16 protein-coding genes are annotated in these 16,772 nt (G+C 64.4%); 9 read left to right on the top strand and 7 right to left on the bottom strand.

Features of this window, described 5'->3' with window-relative positions; translation table 11 throughout:
* Nucleotides 1-197: 197 nt before the first annotated feature.
* The 5 genes from U8330_RS00305 to U8330_RS00285 are packed head-to-tail and all read right to left on the bottom strand — an operon-like array spanning nt 198 to nt 5,718.
* Nucleotides 198-1,631 carry a M81 family metallopeptidase gene (locus U8330_RS00305; protein ID WP_323107064.1) on the bottom strand — a complete coding sequence of 478 codons (1,434 nt, stop codon included), beginning with the start codon at nt 1,629-1,631 and terminating at the stop codon, nt 198-200.
* A 12-nt stretch (nt 1,632-1,643) separates the two neighbouring features.
* Nucleotides 1,644-3,575, bottom strand: a complete 1,932-nt coding sequence (locus tag U8330_RS00300; RefSeq protein ID WP_323103074.1) for a beta-N-acetylhexosaminidase — start codon at nt 3,573-3,575, stop codon at nt 1,644-1,646.
* Nucleotides 3,576-3,607: 32 nt separating this feature from the next.
* Complete coding sequence (locus tag U8330_RS00295; protein ID WP_416236781.1) at nt 3,608-4,381, bottom strand: SDR family oxidoreductase; 774 nt, start codon at nt 4,379-4,381, stop codon at nt 3,608-3,610.
* 41 nt (nt 4,382-4,422) lie between these two features.
* Nucleotides 4,423-5,286, bottom strand: coding sequence for a MurR/RpiR family transcriptional regulator (locus U8330_RS00290; RefSeq protein ID WP_323107062.1), 864 nt, complete (start codon nt 5,284-5,286; stop codon nt 4,423-4,425).
* 42 nt (nt 5,287-5,328) lie between these two features.
* Nucleotides 5,329-5,718: a RidA family protein gene (locus tag U8330_RS00285; protein ID WP_323103073.1), complete on the bottom strand. Its 390-nt coding sequence runs from the start codon at nt 5,716-5,718 to the stop codon at nt 5,329-5,331.
* Between the two features lie 100 nt (nt 5,719-5,818).
* On the opposite strand from U8330_RS00285, the gene U8330_RS00280 reads away from it, so the two are divergent.
* Both U8330_RS00280 and U8330_RS00275 read left to right on the top strand, forming a co-directional pair.
* Nucleotides 5,819-6,319 (top strand): hypothetical protein, encoded by a 501-nt coding sequence (locus U8330_RS00280; protein ID WP_323103071.1) that lies wholly within the window; start codon nt 5,819-5,821, stop codon nt 6,317-6,319.
* A gap of 23 nt (nt 6,320-6,342) precedes the next feature.
* On the top strand, nt 6,343-7,833 hold the full coding sequence (locus tag U8330_RS00275) for a M81 family metallopeptidase (RefSeq protein WP_323107061.1): 1,491 nt from the start codon (nt 6,343-6,345) through the stop codon (nt 7,831-7,833).
* Between the two features lie 13 nt (nt 7,834-7,846).
* On the opposite strand, the gene U8330_RS00270 is transcribed toward U8330_RS00275, so the two are convergent.
* Nucleotides 7,847-9,481 carry a Na/Pi cotransporter family protein gene (locus U8330_RS00270; protein WP_323103069.1) on the bottom strand — a complete coding sequence of 545 codons (1,635 nt, stop codon included), beginning with the start codon at nt 9,479-9,481 and terminating at the stop codon, nt 7,847-7,849.
* Here U8330_RS00270 and U8330_RS00265 point away from each other — a divergent pair.
* From U8330_RS00265 to U8330_RS00250, 4 genes are all read left to right on the top strand, one after another.
* Nucleotides 9,462-9,731 carry a hypothetical protein gene (locus U8330_RS00265; RefSeq protein WP_323103068.1) on the top strand — a complete coding sequence of 90 codons (270 nt, stop codon included), beginning with the start codon at nt 9,462-9,464 and terminating at the stop codon, nt 9,729-9,731. The genes U8330_RS00270 and U8330_RS00265 overlap by 20 nt on opposite strands.
* Before the next feature lie 208 nt (nt 9,732-9,939).
* Nucleotides 9,940-10,911 (top strand): helix-turn-helix transcriptional regulator, encoded by a 972-nt coding sequence (locus tag U8330_RS00260; RefSeq protein WP_323103066.1) that lies wholly within the window; start codon nt 9,940-9,942, stop codon nt 10,909-10,911.
* A 125-nt stretch (nt 10,912-11,036) separates the two neighbouring features.
* On the top strand, nt 11,037-12,308 hold the full coding sequence (locus tag U8330_RS00255) for a calcium-binding protein (RefSeq protein ID WP_323103065.1): 1,272 nt from the start codon (nt 11,037-11,039) through the stop codon (nt 12,306-12,308).
* A gap of 9 nt (nt 12,309-12,317) precedes the next feature.
* Nucleotides 12,318-13,073 carry a calcium-binding protein gene (locus U8330_RS00250; protein WP_323103063.1) on the top strand — a complete coding sequence of 252 codons (756 nt, stop codon included), beginning with the start codon at nt 12,318-12,320 and terminating at the stop codon, nt 13,071-13,073.
* Here U8330_RS00250 and U8330_RS00245 read toward each other — a convergent pair.
* On the bottom strand, nt 12,997-13,350 hold the full coding sequence (locus U8330_RS00245; RefSeq protein WP_323103062.1) for a hypothetical protein: 354 nt from the start codon (nt 13,348-13,350) through the stop codon (nt 12,997-12,999). The two genes, U8330_RS00250 and U8330_RS00245, sit on opposite strands and share 77 nt — an antisense overlap.
* A 494-nt stretch (nt 13,351-13,844) precedes the next feature.
* Here U8330_RS00245 and U8330_RS00240 point away from each other — a divergent pair, with 494 nt between their 5' ends.
* The 3 genes from U8330_RS00240 to U8330_RS00230 are packed head-to-tail and all read left to right on the top strand — an operon-like array spanning nt 13,845 to nt 16,760.
* Nucleotides 13,845-15,002 carry a Gfo/Idh/MocA family oxidoreductase gene (locus tag U8330_RS00240; protein ID WP_323103060.1) on the top strand — a complete coding sequence of 386 codons (1,158 nt, stop codon included), beginning with the start codon at nt 13,845-13,847 and terminating at the stop codon, nt 15,000-15,002.
* Nucleotides 15,003-15,015: 13 nt separating this feature from the next.
* The gene (locus U8330_RS00235) at nt 15,016-15,903 is read left to right on the top strand and encodes a sugar ABC transporter permease (protein ID WP_323103059.1); all 888 of its coding nucleotides are present in this window, start codon (nt 15,016-15,018) and stop codon (nt 15,901-15,903) included.
* Nucleotides 15,900-16,760 carry a carbohydrate ABC transporter permease gene (locus U8330_RS00230; RefSeq protein ID WP_323103057.1) on the top strand — a complete coding sequence of 287 codons (861 nt, stop codon included), beginning with the start codon at nt 15,900-15,902 and terminating at the stop codon, nt 16,758-16,760. The genes U8330_RS00235 and U8330_RS00230 overlap by 4 nt, the downstream gene beginning before the upstream one ends.
* Nucleotides 16,761-16,772: the final 12 nt, after the last annotated feature.

The following is a 16,772-nucleotide window of genomic DNA, read 5'->3' as shown; positions in this document are numbered from 1 at the left end:
GTTGCGGCCAAAGCCATCGCAGCGCCGCCCGTGCCTTCTGGGAAGGCCGGATCGGGTGTTCTGCAGGACGGGCCGAAGAACGGGAATCACGCGCAGCCCGTTCGGCTGCGCGCGACATTAAGCAGAAGCGCCTGCACCACACAATCGCCCGCCCGGCCCGCAAGCCCCGCGAAATCCAGCCCTTTCGCGTGAGATGCTCAAGACCAGCGCGCGGAAAAGCGGACCTCCGGCTCGAAGGTGAAATCGCGGTCGAAGGGGTAGGCGGGCCGGCTGCGGCGATGGCTGGCCAGCGCCGGGATATCCTGGTTCACCACGCCCTCGGTCAGGGCCATGAGGTTGGGATTGGCGATCGGCGCGAGATCGGGCGAGAGATAGCCGGACTTGACGACGAGGAGCCGCACCTGCTTCGGATCAAGGCCGAGCCGGGCGAAATCGGAGAGAGTGTGGTAGGGACGGCGCCGGGCCGAGAGCACGATCGTGATCCCGCCTGCCCGCACCACCGCCTGGCGCTCCGCCGCGCCGCCTGGATCATCGAGCCCCAGCACACGCGCCTTAATCACGGCCGGCCTACTTGATGGGTCGAGGCTGCCGCCGATGCGCAGGGACAAGCTTGCGCCTTCTCCCGCCGCAAAACAGGCCTCCACCGCGGGCCGGTCGCAAATGCCGGCCAGGAGCGCATCGTCGAACCCGCGGGAAAGCAGCGCATTCAGCACATCTGCCCGGTCCCCGACACCGCCGCCGGTCGGGTTGTCGGCGGAATCGGCCAGGATCACCGGCCGTGTCTCGGCTTTTTCCGCCGCATCCAGCATCGCCTCCAGCGGGCCGGTCACAGGGCCGAACGCGAAAGCATCGCGCGCCGCCCAGTATCCGGCGGCAATTTCCCGTGCGGCGTCGGCGGCGGCCTGCCTGTCCGTGCCCGTCACCACGGCACAGGCCGTCGCGCGCGGTTCGTCGGCCCAAACATAGCCGACCATCAGATTGGCATCACGGACGCCCGGCTGCCGGTCATAGGCGGGAAGAGCCTCGTAAAGCCCCTTGGCTGGTTCGTCCTCGGTCGACGTCCGCTCGCCCGGCAGAAGGACCGGCACCTTGGCCCAGGCGACACCTGGCCGCGGCCCGCCCTTCAACGCATCGACCAGCATGGACCAGGCGCGCAGCATGGTCTCGCGCACGTCGATATGCGGGGCCGTGCGATAGGCGGCGAAGATGTCGAGCTGATCGACGATGCGCTGGCTGACATTGCCGTGCAGATCATAGCTCGCGGCAACCAAACATGCCGGCCCGACCACGGCGCGGGCGGCGGCGATCCAATCGCCTTCGGCATCGTCCATGCCTTCGACATTCATCGCGCCATGCATGGCGAGATAGAGACCGTCGAGCGGCAGGCTGGCGGACAGTCGGGCGAGGAAGTCCGCCTTGAAGTGCTCATAAGCCACCCGCGAAACCGGCCCGCCCGGAACGGCACGGGCGTGCAGCAGCGGCAGGAGGGTGACCCCCTCTGTCGGCAGGAAGTCGAAATAGTCGAAGGAGAGCATGTCCTCTCCCGCGATCAGGCGAAAATCCTCGACCGCCATCAGCACCGGCGAATAGGTGCTGCATTCGGTATGGATACCGCCGAAAGCGATGCGCAGCATGGTCTCTCCTCAAAGCTTCGGGCAGAGGGGAACGATGGCGGCGAAGCGCTGCCAGTCCTTGTTCGCCCGCGGGGTCCAGGCGGCCTCGGCAATCGCCGGCAGGCGCGGGAAGACCAGGCGGTTGAAATAGCCGCGCGAGAGGAAATGCTCGCTCCAGATACAGGCCTGCACGCCCTTCAGCCTGTCCTGCAACGCGTCCGGAAAGTCGCCTGCTGCTTCATAAGCATAGGTATGGCCGGGCGGCACCGTGCCGGCCCAGCTGGCGCCGGGCTCCTGGAAGGCATCGTCCTGCACCATGTCGAGATAATAGGCCTGGCCAGGGGTCATCACCACCTCGTAGCCCTGTTCGGCGAGCTCGATGCCGACCTTCGGGTTCTCCCAGGCCATCAGCAGCGTGCCCTCCGCTCCGACGCCGCCGCCATGAGCGACCTCGTTCCAGCCGGCAAGCTTCTTGCCGCGCGCCGTCAGCATGGCCTTTACCCGCTTGAGGAAATAGGATTGCAGCGCGAAGGTGCCGTCGATCCCTTCACGCTCCATCAGCGCCTTGGCCTGCGGCGAGGCGAGCCAGGAGCCATGCGCCACCTCGTCGCCGCCGACATGCAGGTATTCGCTCGGAAACAGCGTCACCATCTCGTCGAACACGGTTTCGAGGAAGGTGTAGGTGAAGTCGACCGCCGGGTTCAGCGCATTGTTGGGGAAGCCCTGGACCGAGTGATAGCTGTCCGGCGCCTCCTGCCCATCGACCAGATCCGGCAGCGCCACCAGCGTCGCCGCATTGTGGCCGGGAATGTCGATCTCCGGCACGACCTCCACCGAAAGCCGCGCCGCATGGGCGACGATGGCGCGAATATCGTCCTGGGAATAGAAGCCGCCGACAGGATCTGCGCCATTGCCGAGCTGTGGCAGCAGCGGTCCCTGCGGCGCGCGCAGGACGCCGGTGGTGGTCAGCTGCGGAAAAGCCTTGATCTCCAGCCGCCAGGCTTCGTCATCGGTCAGGTGCCAGTGGAAGATGTTGAGCTTCAGCCAGGCGAGGATATCGATCAGCCGCATCACGTCCGCCACCGGATAGAACTGGCGCGACACGTCGAGATGGCAGCCGCGCCAGCCATAGCGCGGACGGTCGGCAATGGTGCCGGAGGCGGGGAAGCGGAAGGTCTCAGGCTTCGAGCGCGCCCCTTCCAGAAGCTGGGCGAGCGTGGTGAGGCCATATTGCCGGCCGGCGGCATCGCCGAAAGCGAGATCGACAGCGTCATCCGTGAAGCGGATCCGATAGGCCTCCTTCCCGAGATCGGCCTGATGGGTGAGCGAGAGCGCGCGCCCCTCCGGCGCCCTGATCAGCGAGAAGGGCGCATGCGCGCTTTCGAAAAGGCGCCGGATGAGGGCGGTGACGGCGGAGATCGCCTTCAGGGAGTCCGTCGAGGTGCCTTCCACCGGGTAGAGAACGACCGGGAACCCGTCGCCGGGGACGGCATCGATCTCGGCCGGCCAGGGCTGCAGCGCGAAGGGCAGGTCGAGCTTTCCCTTCGGCAACAGCACCGGCGGCGGCAGGCTCGGCGCATCGGCGAGCAGGAGATCGGACACCGCGACATCGACAAAGCTGCCGTCAGACAGGGTGAGATAGGCGGACTTGGCGCCTTCGGTGCAGTGCTTGGCCGGACGATGCAGGCCGGACACCGTGAAGGTCCAGCCCTCACCCGGCGACAGCGACAGGCCGTCCGGCGGCGCGAATTCATGAAAATTGGCGTTGCGGCGCAGGAAGCGGGCATTGGTGACGGCCTCTGCATCGATCACCCGCGTCAGCGACGTATAGGCAAGCGAGAAATCGGCGATCGGCTGGTCGGAGAGATTGAACAGCGTGAAGGTGAAGGCGCCATTCGCGCCGCCCTTGGGCGACCAGGTACCGTCCAGGCGGTAGAGAGCGGGGGCATAGGTCGGGGCCATGGTCTGTTCCTTGCTGCTGTGACTGTGCGTGGTCAGTAATCGTCGGATTGCGAGAAGGTGCGGGCGAGTTCGGCCGAACCGGCGGTCAGCCCGCAATCGACCGGCAGGCAGACGCCGGTGATGGCGGCGGCAAGCGGCGAGGCGAGAAAGCCGACGGCCTCCGCCACGTCCTTGGGATCGACGACGCGGCCGAGCGCATACCAGCGCTTGGCTTCCTCGAAGACATTAGGGTTGGCATCGGCCCGCGCATTCCAGGCCTGCGTGCGCACCGTGCCCGGCGCCACCGCGTTGGAGCGGATACCGAAGCGGCCATATTCCACCGCGGTCAGCCGGGTGAAATGCAGGAGAGCCGCCTTGGCCGCGCTGTAGGCCGGGTGGCCGAAGACCTGCAGGCCGTTGACCGAGGCGATGTTGACGACCGAGCCCCGGGTTTCCTTCAACATGTCTTCCACCGCCCGCAGGCAGAGGAAGGCTGCTTCCGAATTCAGCTGCGTATCGCGCCGCCAGCTTTCCGCGGTGGTCGACTGGAGGCTGACGGAAAAGGCGGCGCCGGCATTGTTGACGAGCGTGCGCACGCGCCCCAGCCCGCGCGCGCTCTCTGCCATGGCCGCGACATCGGCTTCGTCGGTCACGTCGCAGCGCAGGGCAACGAAGCGCTCGGCCGGCCCCAGGGCTTTCGCCGCAGCGTTCGCCGCCTCAAGGTCGAGATCGACCAGGAGCACCCTGTCATGATCGGCGGAAAGCCGGGCGGCGATGGCGCGGCCGATATCCCCGGCGCCGCCGGTTACGATGGCGAGTGTGTTCATCAGCGCTGCGAGGTCCTGTCTGGGGAAAGGGATGGCATGGCTCAGTCTCCGAGCGGCTGTCGATCGTCGCCGTCGCGGTGCTTGACGAGCTGCTCCTTGATGCGGCGCAGCGTGGTCGCGGCCTGGGCCTGGACGCCATAGGCGACGAGGCTTGCGAGGATATCGACCAGCGCCAGGTAGGCGATGCGGGTGGAGGTGGGACGGAAGATGTTGACGCCTTCGCTCAGATCCACGGCCAGCACCGTATCGGCGGCTTCGGCCACCGGACTGCCGGTCTGGGTGATCACGATGGTGGGAATGCCGAGCTCGGCAGCAAGCTTCAAGGAGCGGACCAGCTCGGCATTGCGGCCGGAGAGCGAGGAGCCGATGATGACATCGCCAGGCCGGGCGGCGGCCGTCAGCATCAATTGCATGCTATGATCTGCACTCGCCGTGACGCGGATGCCCAGGCGGAACAGCCGGTTCTGCAGCTCGGTCGCGACCATGGAGGAGTTGCCGCCGGAGCCGAAGGCGTAGACCATCTCGGCTGCGACGATCCGCTCCACCGCCTGTTCCACGGCCGCGATCTCGAGCTGGTCGTGCAGGAGGAACAGAGCGTTCTGCGCCTTGGTGATGATTTCCTGCGCCACGTCGCCGGCATTGGAGCTCTTCGGCTCGGGCTTGAGATAGCGCATGCCGACATAGGCGGTGCGGGCGAGCCGGATCTTGAAATCGGAGAAACTGTCGCAGCCGAGCCTTCGGCAAAACCGCGTCACGGTGGGCGGCGAGACGGCGGCGCGTTCCGCCAGCTCGATGATCGAGGCGCCGACGGCAAACTCGAAGTCGTTAAGGATGATGTCGGCGATCCGGCCCTCGGAAGGCGACAGCTTCGCCTTTTCCGCCTGCAGATTGGAAAAGAGATCCATGCCGTCCGCCAACCCCTGTCCGACCGCCGCCATGACCGACTGCTAGCCTTCCTTGGGTTTGTAGGCGATGCAGTCGATCTCGACCTTGCAATCGACCATCATGGCGGACTGGACGCAAGCACGCGCCGGCGGATGGGCACCGAAATAGCTTTGATAGACAGCGTTGAAGCTCCAGAAGTCGCGCGGATCATCCAGCCAGACCCCGCAGCGCACCACATGCTCCACGCCGTAGCCGGCCTCGTGCAGGATGGCGATCAGGTTCTGAATGGCCTTGTGGCTTTCGGCCACGATGCCGCCGCCGATGATTTCGCCCTTTTCCATGGCCACCTGGCCGGAGACATGCAGCCAGCCATCGGCCTCGACCGCGCGGGCGAAGGGCAGCGGCTTTCCGCCGGCGCCAGCCTGCACATCTCCATAGCGTTTGATGGACACCGCGCTCCCCTTGCAAATTATTTTCGTGATCCGTTGACAAGTGACCATACAAGACGGATTTTGACCAGAGAAAATCGGCGTTCATGAAAAGAATTTCAATATGACGGTGGATCGAGACCCGTTTGCCAACCCGTTCCCTGCTGCGGACACGGACCGCCGCGCGATCTGGGAGATGCTGGTCGAGCGCGACATCACGGCCTTCCTCGCCGCCGACTGGTCGATGGTCGCCGACGATTTCGTCGAGGACGCATTCCTCGGCATCGACGGCCGGAAATCGGTAAGCCCGGCCACATGGCGCCTCACCTTTCCGACGCTTGCCGACTACCGCGAGGAATGGCTGCGCCAGGCGCGCGACTTTGCCGCCACCGCCTTTGCCGAGGATCCCCGCCAGGCGATCTTCAGGACGACAACGCTGACCGACATCGAGATTTCCGGCAGCGCGGCGCTTGCCCGCAAGATGTTCGATGGAGCGATCACCAAGGCCGACGGCACGCGCGACGTCTTGAAATGGCAGACGCTCTATTACTGCCGCTTCCATGCGGGACGATGGAAGATCTGCGGCTTTACGGGCTACCTGCCCAATCCGATGGAAGAGAAATGACGGCTGACGCCGCGGGGGGACATGTGCGGATCTTTACGGCAGCGCTGGCGACGGAAACCAACACGTTTTCGCCGATCTGCATCGATCGCCGCGCCTTCCTTGCCTCGCTCTACGCGCCGCCGGGCGAACACCCCGAAACGCCCACGCTTTGTTCCGCCCCGATCACCGTCGGCCGGCGCGTCTGCCGGGACAAGGGCTGGACGCTGATCGAAGGCACTGCAGCCTGGGCCGATCCCGCCGGTCTTGTCGCAAAGGCGACCTATGAAGGCCTGCGCGACGAAATTCTCGGCCAGCTTCAGGCCGCCCTCCCCGTCGATGCCGTGGTGCTCGGCCTGCACGGCGCCATGGTGGCTGCCGGCTACGAGGACACGGAAGGCGACCTTCTTGCGCGCGTGCGCGCCATGGTCGGCCCAGACGTCCTGGTCTGCGCCGAGCTCGACCCGCATTCGCACCTGACGGAAAAGCGCCGGCAGGCGGCGGATTTCTTCGTCTACTTCAAGGAATTCCCCCATACCGACTTCGTCGACCGCGCCGAGGATCTCTGGCGCATTGCCGTCGACACGCTGGAAGGCCGCGTGCGACCGGTCATGTCGGTCTTCGATTGCCGGATGATCGATGTTTTCCCCACCTCGCGCGACCCGATGCGCAGCTTCGTCGACCGCATCGCGGCGCTGGAGCGCATGGAAGACAGCGTGCTGTCGATCTCGGTGATCCATGGTTTCATGGCCGGCGACGTGCCGGAAATGGGCACGAAGATGCTGGTGGTGACCGACAATGCCCCCGAGACCGGAGAGGCGCTGGCGCGACGGCTCGGCCTCGAACTCTTTGCCCGGCGCGGCACCTTCATCATGCCGCAGATCGACGAGCGCGAGGCGGTGTCGCGTGCCTTGGCTGCGCGTGCCCATCCGGTGGTGATCGCCGATATGTGGGACAATCCGGGCGGCGGGACGGCAGGGGATGCGACCGTCTTGCTGGCCGAGCTCCTCGCCCGCGGCGCGCGCGATGTGGCGATCGGCACCATCTGGGATCCGATGGCGGTGCAGATCTGCATGGCGGCCGGGGAAGGTGCGGAGATCCCCTTGCGCTTCGGCGCCAAATCCGCCCCCGGCACCGGCCAGCCGATCGACGGGCGCGTGACCGTGGTGCGGCTGGTCGAAAATGCGCAGATGCGCTTCGGCGAAAGCTATGCCCCGTTCGGCGATGCCGCGCATATCCGGCTGGATGGCATCGACATCATCCTCAATTCCACCCGCGCCCAGAGTTTTGACCCCAGCCTGTTCTCCGCCCTCGGCATCGACCCGACGGCGATGAAGATCCTGGTCATCAAATCGACCAACCACTTCTACGCTTCTTTCTCCAAGATCGCGGCGGAGATCCTTTATTGTTCGGCCGGCACGCCCTACCCGAACAATCCGGCCCGCACGCCCTATCGCCGCGCACCGCGCACCATCTGGCCGATGGTGGCCGATCCGCACGGCCTGGAAACGGCAGTGCCAAGCCGCGGCGTCGCCTGAGCGCAGGCGGGCCTTACATCGCCCGCAACCGGCTCTCGCTGAGCAGCCCGCTCGTATCCATGATCGGATGGGCCACCGAGACGATATGGGCGTTGATGCGCTTCAGGTCGCGCAGCATGTCCAGATGCAGCGAGCTCGTCTGCAGACTGGCCGGCTGGCCTTCGCGCAGGCGCTGGAAGTGGCGCTCGGCCGATTGCTTCTCGAGATTGCGCACCTCCACCTTCACCTCCATCAGGCGCCTTGCCAGGTGAATGTCACCGGTGACGAAAATGGTCTGGGCGATGCGCAGATTGTCGATCGTCAGGTCGAAGAAGCGTGACAGCTCCGCAAAGCCTGCTTCCGAAAAGGTCAGGCCCAGCGACACCTTCTTCGTGACCTGCTCGGACAGGCCCTTCTCGATGATGTCGCCGATATGTTCGAGGTTGATCGCATAGTCGATGATGGCGATCGAGCGGCGGGCGTTCTCTTCCGTCAGTTCGCTGCGCCCGAGGCGCGAGAGATAGAGCTTTACCTCCTGCTGCAGCCGGTCGACCCGCTGCTCCAAAGCCGGAATTTCGCGCAGCGTGGCCGGATCGCCGGTCCGGAATGCATCGGCCGCCTTCAGCAGCATCCGCTCGATGAGATCGCCGACCCCCAGCACTTCGCGCGTGGCGCTGGTCAGCGCCACCACCGGCGTCGAGAGCTCGTGGGCGTCGAGATAGCTCGGCCCCTGGTCGGAACCCGCTTCCTCCGGCACCAGCCGCACCATCAGCCGGGTGAGGCTGCGGGTGAGCGGCCAGGCAAGCAGGGCAAGGACGAGATTGAAGAGAAGATGCGCATCGACCGGCAGCTTGTCGCCCGGCAGGCGGGCGAGAAGTGCCGCAGCCTGTCCGGCGAACGGCAGGGCTGCGAGACAGCCGCAAGCCCGCACGATGAGATTGCCGAGCGTGATGCGCCGCGCCGCAGGCGCTGCCCGCAAGGTGGCGACATAAGGCGGGATTGCCCCGCCCAGATTGGCGCCGAGCACCAGGGCCACCAGCAGCCCGCCGGGCAGCACGCCGGTGGACGCCAGCGACAGGATCAGCACGACGATGGCGAGGCTGGAGGAGCAGGCAAAGGCAAGGCCGGCTGAAAAGGCGAAGGCCACCGGCCAGGCGCCATCGAGCAGGCGGATGAAGGTTGCAAGCGCCGCCGAATGGCGCATGGGCGCGCTGGCCTGGTCGAGGAGGTGCAGCGAGAGCAGCATGAGACCGATGCCGATCAGCGCGACGCCGCCGCCCTGGCGCGCCGTGGCGGCGCTGCGGGTCAGGGCGAAGCCGCACAGGATGAGGAGCGGCGAAAGCCACTCGATCCCGGTCGAGACGATCCAGGCCGTCAGCGCTGTGCCGAGATTGGCGCCGAGCAGCACGATCTGCGCCATGCGCGGCTTGACGAGACTGCGCTCGACGAAGGAGGAGACCATCAGCGCCGTTGCGGTGGAGCTCTGCAGCGCGAGCGTGGCGACGAGGCCGGAGACGAAGGCCCGCCAGGAGCGTCGCGTCGCCGTGGCGAGCCCGGTGCGCAGCCGCGCGCCGAAGGCCCGCGACACACCGTCCTTCACCTGTGCGAGCCCGACAAGCAGAAGAGCGACGGCCCCAAGCAGATTGATCATGACGATGGTGGACTGCATGGCCGTTCCTGACTGGCGCTCGGCTGAACCGGCCTCTCGATCAGGGCCGGCGCGAAGCGCATGCGCATGGGCTCAGACTGTCACGCTTCGCGTCATCGCGCAGGAGAAAAAGCGACATCGGCCCTTCGTTTTCGCAGACAAAATCATTCGCCGGCTTATCAAAAACACCGTCGGCGGCGACGGTTGGGTGCTGGAGGGCCAAGGGTCTACGATCGGTTTCAATCTTTGCGCGCTGCGCACAGGCAAATGATAGAAAATGACATATTCGAAAATAAGGTTGCAATGATGAGGTGCTGTGCAATGCTGATCGTGGGCGCGCCCTCAAAGCGGCAGCCTGTTGCAGCGCCCGCCGCTCGGGCCTTGAAGGCCGCTTCACTGTCCGGTCCCGTCCGGCCTCTGTCGACGACCGGACACACCCGACGGACAGACGTGCATGACAGTCCTGAAGGAGAGACGGCATGGTTCTTCCTTTCCGATCCAAGACGGATGTCGCCCTCGGCGGAGAAATTGCCGGCTTCCGCGATCTCTGCCGTCACTACGGACAAATGATCGGCCACCGCTATTCCGGCCTCGCAGCCGAGGATGAGGGACGGGTCTATCGCTTTGCCAATATCTCGCTGCCCGAGGCCTGCGCTACGGTCTTCGACCAGGGCCTGTCGCGCTTCGTCATGTCGCCCAACATGAACGGGCTCGATCTCGTGATGTTCTCGATTCCGTTCGGCGAGAGCATTCTGGTCTATGAGCAGCGCGGGCGCGTCGAGAAGGCGGAGGCGGGAGAGATCCTTGTTCACGCGACGGCCGAAACGCTTCGGTCGCATTCGCGGCAGGTCGGGCGCACGCTCGCCCTTGCCCTGCCGCGCGCCAAGATCCTGCCGCTGGTGACCAGCGAGGACCGGTTCGACATGGTGCGCCTCGGCCGCGACAACCCGGCCTGCAGCCTGCTGCGCAGCTATGCCGACACGCTGATCAACGAGGATATCCAGCCGGACTTCAAGCTGGCGGAAACGATCGGCGACCAATTATGCGATCTGGCCGCCCTGGCGCTCGGCGCCAGCGCGATGGGCAAGGAGCGCTGCCTTTCCGGCAAAGCCTTGAGCGATGCGCGCCTGCACCGGGCCAAGCTGTTCATCGCCCGCAATCTTTCCAATGGGCGTCTGAGCGAGGCGCATCTGTCCGCCCATCTCGGCTTGAGCGAAAGCGCGGTGCGCAAGCTTTTTGCGGAAAGCGGAACGCCGCTGGCGCGCTACATCCGCATGCAGCGCCTGGAGCGCGCCTGCCGTCTGCTCGCCCAAAGGCATGGCAGCACGCAGCGCATCGTCGATATCGCGCTCGATTGCGGCTTCGAAAGCCTCTCCGCCTTCTACCGCGCCTTCCGCCAAGCCTACGGCACAACCCCCTCGCAGCGCAGCGACCACGCCCAACAGGCCTAAGGCAACCATCGCTCTTTTCGCCGCGCCTGTCAGGAATGGCACATGAGCATGTCGAAATATGGACGCGCCGCGCTGATTGCCCATGCAAGAACCCTCTCCAACCAACCATTCGGAGGGAGACGGCCATGGGTGCCATCGGAACGATCGGGAACGACTTCATCTACAATGAATTCGCACTCTCCTATGAGGGCTGTGAAGGCGACGATGTGCTGGGCTCGGATTCAATGTCCTTCATCGGCTATGGCGGCGAAGGCAATGATGTCGTCGTCTGCGACTACGGACGCAACAACAACACCGCTTTTCATCTTCTCATCGCCCATGGCGGCGGCGGCAATGACTGGCTGGTCAATCGATCGCTGTCGTCTGGCGGCGACTCGCTGTCCGGCGATGGCGGGCGCGATGTGATCGAGGCCGGTCTCGGCAATGATAGGCTGGAGGGGGGCGACGACTGCGATTCGCTGTGGGGCAGGCTCGGCGACGATCACCTGAGTGGCGGCGACGGCGATGACAGCCAGATCACCACCGTGGTGGCAGGCTCCACCGCGCTTGGCCAAGGATACCAGACCTCCAAGCTCGGCGGCCTCTATGGCGGCGAGGGCAACGACGTGCTCGATGGCGGCGCCGGCAGCGATTCGCTCGACGGCGGTGTTGGCGATGACGAGCTGTTTGGCGGCACCGGCCTCGATTCTTTGTCCGGAGGCGACGGCAACGACACGCTGGACGGCGGCAGCGGCAGCGACTGGCTCTATGGCGGCAATGGCGACGACACGCTGACGGAAAGCCGCGGCAACGACGCGCTCTATGGCGAAAACGGCAACGATACTATTGCGACCGCCAGCTTTTTCGGCAAGGCCAGCAGCGGCAAGTCCACCGTCTATGGCGGAGACGGCGATGACTGGATCTATGCCAATGGCAAGGATCTCGTCTATGGCGGCGACGATAACGACCACATTTTCGGCAGCGCCGCCGCGCAGCTGCTGTACGGAAACAGCAACAATGATGTGATTGCCGGCGGGCGCGGCAATGACCGGATCTGGGGCGGCGACGGGCTGGACATCCTCACCGGCGATGCAGGCAAGGACATCTTCTTCTTCGACTGGACACTGTCGGCGAAGACGAATGTCGACACCATCACCGATTATCGCGTCAAGGATGATACGATCTCGCTGGAAAAGACGGTCTTCATCGCGCTCGGCTCAGGATCCAGGCTGACCAGCTCCCAGTTCGTGGCAGGCGCTGATGGCAAGGCCCATGATGCCTCCGACCGGATCATCTACGAAACAGAAACGGGCAAACTCTTCTACGATGCCGATGGGACGGGTAAGCTGGCCGCCATTCTCTTCGCACAGCTCGACGCGCACCTGGCCATGACGGCGAGCGAGTTCATTCTGGCCTGAGAGGCGAGCATGACCCGATACGGAACCGACAACGCCGATTATCTCTACAACGTCGCGGAAACCGACATTGACGGCCTGGAAGGGCCCGATGTCATCGGATCCAGCCTCAATGGCTTCACAGGCACCGGCGGTGGCGGCGACGATACGATCCTCCTTAATGAATCGACCACAACCTTCGGCAAACCGGGCGTTTCGCTGATCGCCTCGGGCGGATCGGGCAATGACTGGCTGGTCAATCGATCGGGATCCATGGGCGGCGACCGACTGTCCGGCGACGGCGGGACGGATGTGATCGAGGCGGGCCCCGGCCGCGACCGGCTGATGGGCGGGGCGAACGGCGACTCGCTCTGGGGCGGGCGCGGCAACGACCATCTCTTCGGCGGCAGCGGCGATGACAGCCAGTCCATTGTCGTGGTCGCCGGCTCGACCGTCTTCGGCGAGGAATTCCAGACCTCCATGCTGGGCGGCCTCTATGGCGGCGCAGGCAATGACGTGATCGACGGCGGAGCCGGCCGCGACTCCCTGATCGGCGGCACCGGCAAGGACCGGCTGACCGGTGGCAAAGGCACCGATGTTCTGGAGGGCGGCACGGGCAACGATACGCTGTCCGGCGGCAGCGGGAACGACTGGCTGTCCGGCGGGGCACGATCGGCTGCGCCGATGCAGTGGGTTCGAGGTGGGGTGACGGCTAGTGGCGCGCGCCGTTGGCGCCCTGGCGCATCAGCGCTTCGAGGATCGCCGCCATGTCGTCGGCCGTGTCGTTGAGCAGGAAGGGTTTCGGCTCGCCGCGCGCCATCTCGCCGATGACGGCGAAGAGAAAGGGCACCTCTGCGAGATCGAGGCGCTCGGAGAGATCGTAGATCTGGTCGATCTCCTCGGTCATATCGAGGACGACCCCGGCGGCCAGCCGCGCCTCTTCGATCCGCACCGTCGAAGCAGCAATGGGGCCGACCAGCGTGATGCCACGCTCGGCCCAGGCCTTGCGGGCGGGATCGGACAGAATGGTTTTCGCGCCAACGACAATGATCTTCAAAACAGGCACCCTGCGTCTTCCCTTATGGAGTGCCGTCGCGTTCAGCCCCCTTGGCCGCCTTGAGGCCGGTCCGTCGTCTGGCGAACAGGATTGCGGCCGCGCTGCCCCAACCCGTCGGCCCGGCATCACGCCAGGCCCTGTCTAGGCGCGTTTAATCCGCCGGGCATCATAAAGCAATGCGTGAGACGCCGTGTTTCTGCGCCTTGCGGAACACTCATGTGTTCTATTTGCCTAACCGCGCCTTCTTGGTGAGGTTCCCGGCACTCGCATTTGTAGGGTGACCACGGCAACCGGATCAGATTCAACTTACCGCACTCACTGGTATGTGTTCGGTTGTGCAGACCAAGCTGAACTGTCGCTATCCTCGCTCGACCGGCAATGAGCCTCCCTTTATGAAAATGAATTTCATACTTCAGAGAATTTCAGCATTGCCTGTTGACGAGAATGAAAAGTTAGACCAGTCTGAAGAAAATAAATTACGAAAAACGGGAACGTAAGCAATCATGAAAGTTGGGATCATCGGGCTCGGTTTCCGGCTCGGCTATCTGGGCTATGTCTTCAAGACGATCGACCCGTCCTTCGACATCGTCGGCTATGTGGATCCCGATCCGGCAGGTCTTCCCGGCCTTACCGAGAAGGGTATATCGGCAGGCAAGGCTTACGCAACGCCCGAAGCGCTGATTGCCGGCGAAACGCTCGATCTCCTGATGATCGGTTCTCCCAACCATTTCCATCTCGATCATATCCGCATCGGTCTCGAGGCCGGCCTGAAGGTGTTCTGCGAAAAGCCGGTGGTGACGACGATCGAGGATTCGATCGCGCTCGCCCATTTGATGGCCCGCTTCGGCCAGGAGCGGCTGATGGTCGGCCTCGTTCTGCGCTATTCCCCGCTTTACAAAGATCTGGTGGCGGAGAAGGCCAAGGGAACGCTTGGGCATGTCGTCTCGATCGAGGCCTCCGAGCATATCTATCCCTATCACGGCGCCTTCTTCATGCGCGACTGGCGTCGCTACGAGAAGTTCTCCGGCAGCTTCATGCTGGAGAAGTGCTGCCACGATCTCGATCTCTACAACGGCATCGTCGGGGCGCGGCCGGAGCGGGTCTCGAGCTTCGGCGGACGGCGGACCTTCATTCCGGCCAATGATCCGCGGCTCGACGGCGTCAACGACATGACGATGTTCCACTCCAAGCCGTCCGGCTGGATGGGCAGCGACAAGGTCTTCGAAAGCGATGCCGACATCATCGATTACCAGGTGGCGATCGTCGAATATGCCAATGGCGTCGGCATGACCTTCCACACCAATCTCAACGTGCCCGACCAGTTCCGCCGCTTCGCCATCATCGGCACGCGCGGCACGGCCGAGGGCGATTTCGTCCGCGGCTATATGGACGTGACCGAGGTGCTCTCGGGCGAAAAGGTGGTGGAGGCGCGCTATGCCGCCACCGAACTGTCCCAGCATTACGGCGCCGACGAACAGATGGCGGCCGATATCATGGCCCATGTGCGCGACGGCATTCACCTGCCCGTCTCGACGCTGAACGCGCTCGAGGCCGGCATCCTGGCGCTGGCCATGGACGAAGCGCGCATCAAGAAGACCATCGTCGACCTGCGTCCCGTCTGGGACCGTTTCGACGAGGCGCTCCTGGCCAAGGCGGCCTGATGCCATGGGCGGGATGAGCGTTCAACGCAGCGCCGTTCTCTTCGCCTGGATCCTGCTGACGCCCGCGCTTCTCTATGTCGCGGTCATCGTCGCCTATCCGCTGATCGACACCTTCATCCTGTCCTTCACCGATGCGTCCCTGAAGCGGACGACGAACTGGGTCGGCTGGGCGAACTATTCGAAGATCTTCAACGCCACCTTCGCGGAAGTCATCATCCGCACCTTCGTGTGGACCTTCTTCTCCGTGTCGATCAAGATGATCATCGGCACCTTCGGCGCATCGATGCTCAATGCCGCCGTGCCCGGCCGCGCGCTTTTCCGCGTGCTGACCATGCCGCCCTGGATCGTGCCGATGGCCATCGGCATCTTCATGTGGGGCTGGATGTACAACGGCCAGTTCGGCATGATTTCCGGCATGCTGCAGCGTGTCGGCCTGGTGGACAGTCCGGTCGCCTTCCTCGCGCAGGGCTCCACCGCCTTCTGGGCCACGATCATCACCGATGTGTGGATCGGCGTGCCGATGGTGACGCTGTATATGCTCGCCGCCATGCAGGCGATCCCGCAGGATCTCTACGAGGCCGCCTGGGTGGATGGCGCCGGCCGCTTCTATCGGTTCCGCCGCATCACCCTGCCGCTCATCGTTCCCTCGATGATCACCATGTCGATGCTGTCGCTGATCTCGACCTTCAATTCCTTCGACATCATCTGGATCCTTACCCGCGGCGGGCCGTCCGGCGAGACGACGACGATGATCATCGACACCTACAAGACCGCGATCGGCTCCAACAAATATGGCGAGGGTGCCGCCCGCGCGGTCTTCATCTGCATTTTCCTGTCGATCTTCTGCGTCTGCTATTTCCGCATCATCAGCCGCCTGTCCTCCGGAGTCGAAAAGCGATGAAAGAGCCGCCGCTTCTGATCAACCGCTATGCCTGGTACGAGCTCGTCGGCATCTATTTGGGCATCGCCGTCTTCCTGACCTTCGTGCTTGCCCCCTTCGTGGAAGGCTTCCTGGTTTCGCTGAAGCCGCTCAGCCAGCTTTTCTCCTCCCCCTATCGCTTCATTCCGGAAAACGGCTCCTTCGAGGCTTATCGGACGATGTGGGTGAGCGTGCCGGGCTTTGCGCGCTATATCTTCAATTCCTTCTTCATCTCCACCATCGTCACCGCGGTCGTGCTCGTGCTCGTGGTGCCGGCGGCCTATGCCTTCGCCCGCTTCGAGTTCAAGGGCGCCGGCCCGCTGCTCGGCGCCTTCCTGGCCGTCAACATGTTCTCGGGCGCGGTTCTGCTGATCCCGCTCTTCCGGCTGATGCGCTCGATGGGCGTGCTCAACACCTATTTCGCCATGATCGTCCCAGGCGTCGCCTTCCTCATCCCGTCCGCCATCTGGCTCCTGCGCACCTATATGATGCGCATCCCGCGCGAGCTGGACGAGGCCGCCTTCGTCGATGGCGCCAGCCACTTCTACACGCTGCGCCGCGTCATTCTGCCGATTGCCATGCCCGGCATCACGGTGGTGGCCATCACCACCTTCATCGGCTCCTATGCGCAACAGTTCATCTTCGCGCTCACCTTCAATTCCAAGACCGAATATGCGCCGCTGCCCGTGGGGCTGTTTGCCTATTTCGGTCGCCAGGAAGTCGTCTGGAACGAGCTCATGGCCGCAAGCTTCGTCGGCATCGCGCCCGCCATGATCGTGATCTTCTTCCTGCAACGCTATCTCGTCAGCGGCCTGACCGCCGGCGCGGTGAAACAATAAGAATGCAACCCC

It is taken from the genome of Rhizobium sp. CC-YZS058, assembly GCF_034720595.1.
Classification (GTDB): Bacteria; Pseudomonadota; Alphaproteobacteria; order Rhizobiales; family Rhizobiaceae; genus Ferranicluibacter.
The sequence above is the reverse complement of the archived record's forward strand: the minus strand, read 5'-3'. Positions and strand labels throughout refer to the sequence as shown.